The sequence below is a fragment of the Porcipelethomonas ammoniilytica genome (genome assembly GCF_025567485.1).
GTDB classification, from domain to species: Bacteria; Bacillota; Clostridia; order Oscillospirales; family Ruminococcaceae; genus Porcipelethomonas; species Porcipelethomonas ammoniilytica.
This window is the reverse complement of record NZ_JAOQKH010000031.1, coordinates 1-9,846: the sequence shown is the minus strand read 5'-3', so window position 1 is coordinate 9,846 and position 9,846 is coordinate 1. Positions and strand designations below refer to the sequence as shown.

Annotated in this window: 14 protein-coding genes; 9 read left to right on the top strand and 5 right to left on the bottom strand. The window is 33.8% G+C overall.

Annotation, left to right across the window (positions count from 1 at the left end):
• Both OCV67_RS12405 and OCV67_RS12400 read left to right on the top strand, forming a co-directional pair.
• The coding region (locus OCV67_RS12405) for a leucine-rich repeat domain-containing protein (protein WP_147644262.1) at positions 1 to 522 on the top strand (522 nt) is incomplete at its 5' end.
• 185 nt (positions 523 to 707) lie between these two features.
• Positions 708 to 1,349, top strand: coding sequence for a hypothetical protein (locus tag OCV67_RS12400; RefSeq protein ID WP_147644261.1), 642 nt, complete (start codon positions 708 to 710; stop codon positions 1,347 to 1,349).
• A gap of 67 nt (positions 1,350 to 1,416) precedes the next feature.
• Here the strand turns inward: OCV67_RS12400 and OCV67_RS12395 are convergent, their stop codons facing one another.
• The gene (locus OCV67_RS12395; RefSeq protein ID WP_178085147.1) at positions 1,417 to 1,557 is read right to left on the bottom strand and encodes a hypothetical protein; all 141 of its coding nucleotides are present in this window, start codon (positions 1,555 to 1,557) and stop codon (positions 1,417 to 1,419) included.
• 269 nt (positions 1,558 to 1,826) lie between these two features.
• Here OCV67_RS12395 and OCV67_RS12390 point away from each other — a divergent pair, with 269 nt between their 5' ends.
• Positions 1,827 to 2,003: a hypothetical protein gene (locus tag OCV67_RS12390; RefSeq protein ID WP_178085146.1), complete on the top strand. Its 177-nt coding sequence runs from the start codon at positions 1,827 to 1,829 to the stop codon at positions 2,001 to 2,003.
• 169 nt (positions 2,004 to 2,172) lie between these two features.
• On the opposite strand, the gene OCV67_RS12385 is transcribed toward OCV67_RS12390, so the two are convergent.
• Positions 2,173 to 2,382 (bottom strand): XRE family transcriptional regulator, encoded by a 210-nt coding sequence (locus OCV67_RS12385; protein ID WP_147644260.1) that lies wholly within the window; start codon positions 2,380 to 2,382, stop codon positions 2,173 to 2,175.
• 197 nt (positions 2,383 to 2,579) lie between these two features.
• Here OCV67_RS12385 and OCV67_RS12380 point away from each other — a divergent pair, with 197 nt between their 5' ends.
• The 4 genes from OCV67_RS12380 to OCV67_RS12365 all read left to right on the top strand — a co-directional run bounded on the left by OCV67_RS12380 (position 2,580) and on the right by OCV67_RS12365 (position 5,811).
• Complete coding sequence (locus OCV67_RS12380; protein WP_147644259.1) at positions 2,580 to 2,933, top strand: helix-turn-helix domain-containing protein; 354 nt, start codon at positions 2,580 to 2,582, stop codon at positions 2,931 to 2,933.
• A 306-nt stretch (positions 2,934 to 3,239) separates the two neighbouring features.
• Complete coding sequence (locus tag OCV67_RS12375; protein ID WP_147644258.1) at positions 3,240 to 4,304, top strand: Ltp family lipoprotein; 1,065 nt, start codon at positions 3,240 to 3,242, stop codon at positions 4,302 to 4,304.
• A gap of 3 nt (positions 4,305 to 4,307) precedes the next feature.
• Positions 4,308 to 4,616, top strand: a complete 309-nt coding sequence (locus OCV67_RS12370; RefSeq protein ID WP_317235034.1) for a type II toxin-antitoxin system HicB family antitoxin — start codon at positions 4,308 to 4,310, stop codon at positions 4,614 to 4,616.
• A gap of 604 nt (positions 4,617 to 5,220) precedes the next feature.
• Complete coding sequence (locus tag OCV67_RS12365) at positions 5,221 to 5,811, top strand: DUF4393 domain-containing protein (protein ID WP_178085145.1); 591 nt, start codon at positions 5,221 to 5,223, stop codon at positions 5,809 to 5,811.
• On the opposite strand, the gene OCV67_RS12360 is transcribed toward OCV67_RS12365, so the two are convergent.
• Complete coding sequence (locus OCV67_RS12360) at positions 5,789 to 6,166, bottom strand: S24 family peptidase (protein WP_147644256.1); 378 nt, start codon at positions 6,164 to 6,166, stop codon at positions 5,789 to 5,791. The two genes, OCV67_RS12365 and OCV67_RS12360, sit on opposite strands and share 23 nt — an antisense overlap.
• 101 nt (positions 6,167 to 6,267) lie before the next feature.
• Between OCV67_RS12360 and OCV67_RS12355 the strand changes: the two genes are divergently transcribed.
• Entirely contained in the window at positions 6,268 to 6,546 is a 279-nt protein-coding gene (locus tag OCV67_RS12355) for a hypothetical protein (protein ID WP_147644255.1), read from the top strand.
• Between the two features lie 243 nt (positions 6,547 to 6,789).
• Here the strand turns inward: OCV67_RS12355 and OCV67_RS12350 are convergent, their stop codons facing one another.
• A complete protein-coding gene (locus tag OCV67_RS12350) occupies positions 6,790 to 7,791 on the bottom strand; it encodes a GGGtGRT protein (protein ID WP_147644254.1) in 1,002 nt (333 codons plus the stop codon).
• Positions 7,792 to 7,805: 14 nt separating this feature from the next.
• A complete protein-coding gene (locus tag OCV67_RS12345; protein WP_147644253.1) occupies positions 7,806 to 8,498 on the bottom strand; it encodes an iron-sulfur cluster assembly scaffold protein in 693 nt (230 codons plus the stop codon).
• 183 nt (positions 8,499 to 8,681) lie between these two features.
• On the opposite strand from OCV67_RS12345, the gene OCV67_RS12340 reads away from it, so the two are divergent.
• Entirely contained in the window at positions 8,682 to 9,620 is a 939-nt protein-coding gene (locus tag OCV67_RS12340) for an L-lactate dehydrogenase (RefSeq protein ID WP_147644252.1), read from the top strand.
• The last annotated feature ends 226 nt before the right edge of the window (positions 9,621 to 9,846 follow it).

The window sequence follows — 9,846 nt, the reverse complement described above, 5'->3', positions numbered from 1 at the left end:
ATTGGAATGGGTGCATTTTATAATTGTCCTAATTTAAGTAAAATAACAATTCCAAGTAATATGAAAATTATTTTACCGCATACATTTGATCAATGCACTAATCTTAAGGAAATAAAATTCCCTGTAAATGAAAATAATATTACTAATATTTCCGTAATAGAAAATGGGGCATTTAATCATTGCACAAATCTTACAGATGTAACAATTCCAGAAGGTGTTATCTATATCGGATCATATTCATTTAATTATTGTCAAAATATATGTGATATAGAAATTCCAACAAGTGTAAAGAAAATTGAAAGTAGTGCATTTAATGCATGTTGGCTATATAATAAAGGGACAATTACATTTAATCGTAAAGATGATATAGAGTATAGTGAAATAATGCTTTATAATGATCCTTGGATAACCATATGTGTGCCAGAGGAATCAAAAGAAATGTATGAAAATTGTTTTGCATTATTTAGAAGTTGGTATCATGATCATGAAATTGAACTTATAACATTTAAATCAAAAGATTGACTTATTAGATAGGAGAGATTTTATGAAAAAGAAAAAAGTTATATTTAATAAATATTTTAATAAGTGTAATACTTACTTTTCATTTATTAAGCTTAAATATTAGTGCAGAAGTCACACATCTATATGGGATAGGTTTTTTTTCATATAAGATTGAAAATTGTAATTCAATAATAACCTTTTATCAAATGGATTCAGATATAAATAGTTTAATTATTCCATCTCAAATTGAAGGCTATCCGACAGTAGAAATTGTTGAAAAAGCATTTTTTCAACAATCAAGTATAAAAGATATAACCGTTCCAAATAGTATACAAAAAATTGGTTCATATGCAATAGGATATGAAATTGGAGGCATAAGTTCGGATCATATATCATATAAACGAATTGAAGATGTAGTAATTCGAGGCTATAAAGGAACAGCCGCAGAAACATATGCACTTCAAAACAGGTTTACATTTATAGCCCTTGATGACGAGCCTGTAATAACTACCACTCCTGTTACTACGGATATAACAACAACTGAAACAACAGTTGTAACAACACAAACAACTGCTGTTTCAAATACGGCAACAAGCTCATCTGTTTCTACAACCTCGATTGCGGAAACAACTCCGGTTACGACAACGGCTACAATTCCTGAAATAAAAGGCGATGCCAACGGAGATGGAAAGCTTGCAGCAAGCGACGCGGCATTTATTGCAAAAGAGCTTGCACAGTCGTCTATTTCAGGAGAGAAGATAACAGCTGAGGATTATCCTTCTATGGATTTTAATCAGGATGGTATAATAGGGACACTGATTGCAAGAAACATCTGGTCGCCCTTTTAGGTCGATTGGAAAATTAACTTTGATTTCATAGCGTCCAGTTACATAGCCGGACACTCCGCTTGAAAAATCAGCCATATAGCTTCTCCTCCCTTTCCAAATCTCTCATAAAATCGCAATCCACTTCCGGCTTGTTCGGATTTTTACAACAGGTTCTGCATGCTTCAATATCACACTCGCAAGGACTGTCATAATCGTAAATGCAACTCATCCTATAACTCCTTTTCTCTTTAACACTTTATATGATTTGTCTGACAAATGTACTTTTATAATTTTTTCGCCTATACCGTCATTTACAAACTGTTCCGCATCGTCCTCATTTTCGTAAAAAATTGAACTGTATATCCTGATCTATAAACTCTTGTATGACGGTCTGCGCTGTTGTTTCTGTCATATTAATCACCTCCTCTATTTATCTGGTATTTATTGACATATTTCACCAATTTATCTATAATTATAATAGAAAGGTGGTGAAATTATATGTCTGATATTGAACAGCGTGCCCATGATTTAGCTGTTGTGTATGTAGCTGAATCTTACAAGGCAAAAGATTCAACTTTCCCTATTGATGATACCAATCCATTTGAATTTGGTTCAGCTTATGAAAATGCTTATAAGTGGATTCTTAGGTCTCTACAAGAGAAAAGAATGTTTTGAAATATTTTTTTCAATTGAATCTTTAGCGAGTTCACAAAGCTAAAAAGTAATTAAATGAACTTCTTTAGTTGTCAAGCCATCGTTTTGAAATTGAGTGAGAATTTTAAAAGCGGTGGCTTTGGCTTTTTCTCGTTCATCTTTTGATACTTCCACTGGAAACAACTCCCTCCTACGCTAACTTGGTTTCTGTGCGTTCAAATAAATATCTTATATCATATTCTGGAAAAAGGTTGTCTCTAATCGTAAAGGCTTCTTCTAAGTCGAAACTACGTCCATAAATTTTCGTTCTTAATGTAGATTCTGGCATTCCAACAACTTTCGCAGCAGCATTAACAGAAATTCCCTTACAATTTAAACTGCTTAACAAATTTGCGTACATATTATTCACCTCCGTTATTTTTAGAACGCTTATTCGTTTCGTTTATACGCAAATTCGTATTTCTACCTAATGCACAAAATATATACGCGTTTTTGGCCAAATTATACAAATATTTATTGATTAATACGAATAATCGTACAATAATATTGATTTTCTTTTAAAAATATGGTATATTCATATACAGGAGTGTGATTTAAATGGGTTTTGGAAAATTACTTGAAAAAAAAATGAAAGAGAAAAATATTAAACAATCTGAACTTGCTAAAGCCGTTGGTATTCCTAAGACTACATTAAGTAGTATTATTTCAAGAGATAACAACAAAGTAGAAATTGAAAAATTTTTAAGTATATGTAAATACTTAAATTGTGATCCGGAAGAATTTTATTCTGAATATATTCAGGAAAAAGAAAAAACCCCCCATTTTATTGATAATAAATGGGAAGCTCTTAGAATTCAGCTTAGTTCACTAAGCGATAATGAACTTATCGAACTACATAATTATGTAAAGTATCTTTATTGGAAACGCAATTCAAACGAGGAGCAAGATTAATTTCTTGTTCTTCCTGCTTTGAATTATTTTTCTCCATTTTTTGAAGCATTGATATAATATCATCTATTATCAAGTTACGTTCACTAACAGTCATTTCATTTGACCTCCTTTCTGAGAACGTTTGTTTATATTATAGAACATTTGTTTTAAAATGTCAATACATTTGCGAACAAATTTTCTGCTTTGTTGATTTTTGTCACATTCTAACAAAATTATATAAAATACTTCTTGTGATATGCAAATTGATTTATTTTATATGATATGGTATAATTTAAGTATTATAATTATTGAAAGAATGTGTGTGTTATGGATAATAAGGTAAATGTTAATTCATATTTAAATACAGCATTATCTCCTTATCGACTGAACGAAGATGCCATGGAATTAATAGAACATCTATGCGAAAATTTCTCACAAGAAGTTGAAGAAAAAGCACTAATTTTAATAAATTCGGCTTCGCTTCATCCGAATATGTCAAGATATCAGCTTTCATTGACCCATAAGGCATTAGGAGACTGTTACTATAAGCATAATATTTTTCAAAGTGCTCTAGAACAATATAATCGTGCTATTTCTTATAATTCAAAAATATCTGTTAAACGACGCATAAAAAAACTCTTAGCAATTCCATCGGATAAAAGAACATCATCTTTATCCCCCGATATTATTTCTGACGTGTTGCAATTTCCTGAATACAAGGAATTACTTGAATTAGAACGTGACCAAACACAAAACGAGCTTGACACTTTATGGTGTGATGATTTAGAAAGTCGTGCACTTATGGAACAGGCTCGCAAAGAAATTGTTTTAGAATCTGAACAAAAAAAATCTATTTATGATTTGGAGTATGAAGCTAAAATTAAACGTAGACTGAATGCTTTGGGAGAACCTTACAAATCAGAATTTTATCGTCTAAGAGAAGAGCGACAATTAACTAAAAAAACAGATGATATTTTATCGATCAAAGATTATGAATTGTTAGATTTGGAATCAATGGAACAATCCGCAACATTTAATAAAAATATTGTTACAACTCAAATGAAAGAAGCTCTGTCTTTAGCTTGTCATTTTATAAAAATGTCTAAATCAATTGAACTATCTGGAAAATCCTATCAAGGAATGATACAATTTCTTGTCATTGGTGGTGGATATACCAACGAAGAAGCGATATATGCAGCTGATAATTGTAAAGCCGACTGGAATGAACAGGCTGTTAAGACCGCCAAATATTATAAAAATAATTATCCATCACAAACTAGCCAAGAAATAATTGATCAGCTTATTTTTGAGGGTTTTACAGAATCACAAGCAAAGTATGGAGTAAATTATGTAATGACTAATAACGACATCAAAGGCAATTCACTTCCATAAGCAATGTCACAAAAGCTAAAGGAGTTTTATAAGAAAGATACGTATATTTACCCAGCTGTTTTTGATATTTCTAATGATGGAATTTCCATTGAGTTCCCTGATCTGCCAGGCTGTTTACCCTGTGCCGATACCATTGAAGAAGCGTCTAAAAATGCTAAAGAAGCTTTAATGCTTCATATTTTTGGAATGGAACAAGATAATGAAAATATTCCAGATCCTACGCCTTTTATGGAAATTAAACTTGAAAACAATCAAACTATAATGCTCGTTGAAGTTTATATGCCACCATTTAGAGAAAAGCAAAAAAGGTAAAATTGTTAAAAAAACACTTACCATCCCTTCACGGTTAAATGCCGAAGCAGAACATGGCTTAAATTTTTCTCAGGTACTTCGTGAAGCCCTTGAAAACCGTCTTCACATAAACTAAGACATATTCCCCGATTAATCTCGGGGAATTTTATTAGATAAAATGCAAATCATAACAACACGACCTTTCGTCAAATTTTGTCGAATCCGGATTACAGTTATTATTATACTCGGTGATTTTTAGATTGCAATAGGTTTGGCACGAACTGCACTTTATTGGTTTAATTGTGTAACCTTTGTTACAAAGCGGTTACAAAAAAATGCGTTTCGTGCCTAAAAATCAGTGTTGATTAAATAATTTAAGTTAGGATTGATGATATGTTATGCGTAAAATGCAAAAAAGAAATAGCTGACGGTTCCGCATTTTGTAATTGGTGCGGGAAAAAACAACAAATAACAAAAACTAAGAAACGTAGCGCAAGGCGTGTGAACGGGCAAGGAAGTATATGCAAACTCACTGACCGAAAGCGAAAAAAACCATACATGGCAAGGTTGAAGGCCACGTATGATCCGTTTGAAGGTCGAGAAGTTAGACCGATATTAGGATATTTTGAAACTAAAGAAGAAGCGGCTACCAGAAGAGAAATTATGTGAACCTGACTTTCAAACTGTTGGAACAGCTTTGGAAAATTCAAAATACTGTATTAGATCTGATATACTTCGCAAAATGTTTGTTGACTTAATTACTAATTCAATGAATGTAGATATGAAGAATTTAGTGCATCCTTCGCTTGCTCAAATAATAAATCAAATGTCACCATTAGATGCAAAAATATTATCGATTTTCTCAAAAAATGTAATTAACTTACCTATATGTGAATACCGCTTAAAAGAAGACGATGGTTATAGTGTAATATTGACAAATGTTACATTTTTGTTTGGAACTTCAAATAGTATACAATTAAATTCTATATCATTAAGTAATCTTGAAAGATTAGGCTTAATTGATATAACTTATGCAACCTATGTAACTGATCAAGCCCTATACCAATTAGCAAAAGAATACTTAGATAATATAGCCCTCAAAGCATCTAATGAAGCTAATGACAAGTCATTATTTTTTAAATATATCATGAGAAAAGGGAAAGCATCTTTAACACCATTAGGGAAAACATTGATTAAGGTTTGCCTTTCTGATTAATATTATAAAAAAACTCATCATGTACCTTTCTCAATTTGTCCATAAATTCATTATTCATACGGTCAATTCGTTTAAGGTGTATTTTGCATTTAATATCTGCTATCAACCATGCAAGGTAAGAAGAAATTAATAAAGTTGCTATTTTTTCCATTTTCCTCACTTCCTTTACGCGGTCACCGCCATATTCTTTTACATACCCGTCACCATTTACAACAAAAACGCCTATATCACTTATATTAATATATGGTAATCCCTCAACAAGAAGTATATCACCATCACAATAAGTAGGCTCCATACTGTCTCCGGAAATTCTTACAGCAAGAAAAATTATACTTGATGCATTAAAAACACACATTGAATCTTTAAGAGTGAGTGAAACTAAAGTCGCAACAAATAAATATAAAGATACAAAAACACGTAATAAAATATATCAATCAATAAATAGCAAGTATTCCAATGTTAGATAAAGTAAATACTGAAATTAAAATGATTAGTCCTTTAAAATGCATTTGTGGTAACATGCTTGAATATAATGAAGAAACATGTTCAAATTGCAGTAAGACACGGCAACAGATTCTAACTGAACTTGATACACAAGAAGTTTCAAAGAAAAAAGTCACAACAATGGCAATTATAGCATTAGTATACTATTTTTTAGCTGGATTTTCGGAAGTTCGGCATTTAGTCATTTGTATCATGGCTCAGGAATGGTATCACATTGGATATTGGCAATAATAGGTTTAGCAGTATTTGTTGCATTAATTAATGGTAAATTATAAAATATAATAGTTGATTTTATAGCTGAAAAAATTCCTATAAAGAGTGACATTGTCAATAAAATATTACTTCCTGTTACAATTTCTTCTATATGACTTATTAAAAAAGGCGATTAATGAAAATCAAATTCAGTATACAAAAAAAACAAACCCTCGTAAATGTGTGATTTACGGGGGTTTTAATGTATATATAGTATTTAAATTATCCCTTCATAGCTTCTTCAACTGCAACTGCACAAGCAACTGTAGCGCCAACCATAGGATTATTTCCCATACCGATAAGTCCCATCATTTCAACGTGAGCCGGTACAGATGATGAGCCTGCGAACTGAGCGTCGGAGTGCATTCTTCCGAGAGTGTCAGTCATACCGTATGAAGCAGGACCTGCTGCCATATTATCAGGGTGAAGTGTACGTCCTGTACCGCCGCCTGAAGCAACAGAGAAATACTTTTTGCCCTTCTCGATACATTCTTTCTTATATGTACCTGCAACTGGGTGCTGGAATCTTGTTGGGTTAGTTGAGTTACCTGTGATAGAAACGTCAACACCTTCTTTCCACATGATCGCAACGCCTTCTGTTACATCGTTAGCTCCGTAGCAGTTAACCTTTGCACGAAGTCCGTCAGAATAAGCCTTACGGAAAACTTCCTTGACTTCGCCTGTGTGGTAGTCCATTTCTGTTTCAACATATGTAAATCCGTTGATTCTTGCAATGATCTGAGCTGCGTCCTTACCAAGACCGTTAAGAATAACTCTCAGAGGATTCTTACGTACCTTATTTGCTTTTTCTGCAATACCGATAGCGCCTTCAGCAGCGGCAAATGATTCGTGACCTGCAAGGAATGCGAAACATTCTGTATCTTCTTCAAGCAGCATTTTACCGAGGTTTCCGTGACCTAAACCAACCTTACGCTGATCTGCAACAGAACCAGGAATACAGAAAGCCTGAAGACCTTCGCCGATAGCAGCAGCAGCGTCAGCGGCTCTTGTGCAGCCCTTCTTGATTGCTATTGCACATCCTACTGTGTAAGCCCACTTTGCATTTTCAAAACAGATAGGCTGAATACCTTCAACAAGTTTATATATGTCAAGACCCTTAGCCTTGCAAACATCAGCACATTCTTCAATTGTCTTGATATCGTACTGTCCAAGAACTTCGAGAATCTGCTTTTCTCTTCTTTCATATGATTCAAATAAAGCCATTTTACAAATCCTCCTTATTCTTTTCTCGGATCAACGATCTTAACTGCGTCAGCTACTCTGCCGTACTGACCCTTAGCCTTTTCAAAAGCTGTATTAGCATCGTCTCCGCCTTTGATGAAATCCATCATCTTGCCAAAGTTTACGAACTGATAGCCGATTATTTCATCATCTTCGTTAAGAGCAATACCTGTAACATAGCCGTCTGTCATTTCCAGATAACGTGGTCCTTTTGCTAAAGTACCATACATTGTACCAACCTGTGAACGTAATCCTTTACCCAGATCCTCAAGACCGGCACCGATTACAAGACCGCCTTCAGAAAATGCACTCTGTGAACGTCCGTAAACAATTTGGAGGAAAAGTTCTCTCATAGCAGTATTAATAGCATCACAGACTAAGTCAGTATTAAGAGCTTCAAGGATCGTTCTTCCGGGAAGAATTTCAGCCGCCATAGCTGCCGAATGTGTCATACCGGAACATCCGATTGTTTCAACAAGAGCTTCCTGAATAACACCGTCTTTTACATTTAGTGTCAGTTTACATGTACCCTGCTGAGGAGCACACCAGCCTACACCATGTGTAAAACCTGAGATATCAGTAATCTGAGTTGCCTTTACCCACTTAGCTTCTTCCGGAATCGGAGCTGCGCCGTGAGCAACGCCCTGTCTGACAGGACACATGTTTTCTACTTCATTAGAATAAATCATATAATTACTCCTTTCGTTTAAGGCGGATTATAATCAGCCTTAATACAGCATATAAATTTATTATAATACATTTTACGACTTTAATCAAGTGTTTTTTATAAATTTTAGATGAATTAAAAATAAAAAATAGTTTATAATATAGAATAGAAAAATTAATAATTATTATAAATAGGGAGGAAACTTATGGACAAACAAAAATGTGCAATAATAGGCTGCGGTGCGGTAGGCGCTACTATTGCTTTTGCACTGACTCAGAAAAGTCTTTTTTCTGAACTGGTGCTTATTGACGCTAATAAAGCCAGAGCCGAAGGTGAAGCTATGGATTTAAGTCATGGACTTCCTTTTGCTCATCCTATGAAAGTATATGCCGGAGATTACTGTGATATATCCGATTGTTTTCTTATAATCATAACTGCCGGAACTGCTCAGCGACCAAATGAAACAAGACTTGATATGGTTCATAAAAATGTTGAAATATTTAAAAATATTATTCCTAATATAACAAAATACAATAATGATGCGATCATTCTTGTAGTTTCTAATCCGGTAGATATTTTAACTTACTGTACTATTAAATTGTCCGGATTTCCTTCTAATAGAGTTTTGGGCTCGGGTACAGTTCTGGATACTGCCAGACTTAAATATCTTTTGGGACAGAGACTTTGCGTTGACAGCAGAAGTGTTCATGCATTTATTATAGGAGAGCATGGAGACAGTGAGCTTGCTGTATGGAGCAGTGCTAATGTTTCCGGTATTGATCTGGAGGACTTTCATGGATTATGTGCAAGCTGTCAGGATGTATCATTCAGAGAAATTTATGAGGATGTTCGTGACAGTGCTTATAAGGTGATTGACAGGAAAGGTGCTACTTATTATGGTATTGCTATGGCAGTTATGCGTATTGTTCTTTCCATAATTCGAGATGAGCATTCTGTACTTCCTGTTTCATGCTATATTGACGGTCATTACGGTTTGAATGATTTATGTATAGGGGTTCCGGCTATTGTGGGAAATGCAGGTGTTGAAAAAGTTCTTGATATTCCTTTGAGTGATGACGAAAAGGAAAATCTTATTGCGTCTGTAAAAACTCTTAAAAACGTTATAGCGGATTTAGATATATAATATTGTATTTTACTAACAAGATCGCTGTATTTTGCGATCTTGTTAAACATTTAATAATACTATTGTTATAATTGCATATTTTAATTGGACTATTTGCAAAATAAAATGTACAAGCCTACAAACCTGCAAAAAGTGGTTGACAAAAGAGGGAAGAGGTGATATAATAATAAAGCTGTCGAACGAGAGAGAGCGAGTACGGAATGGAAAAAATTTTTTTGAAAGAAGT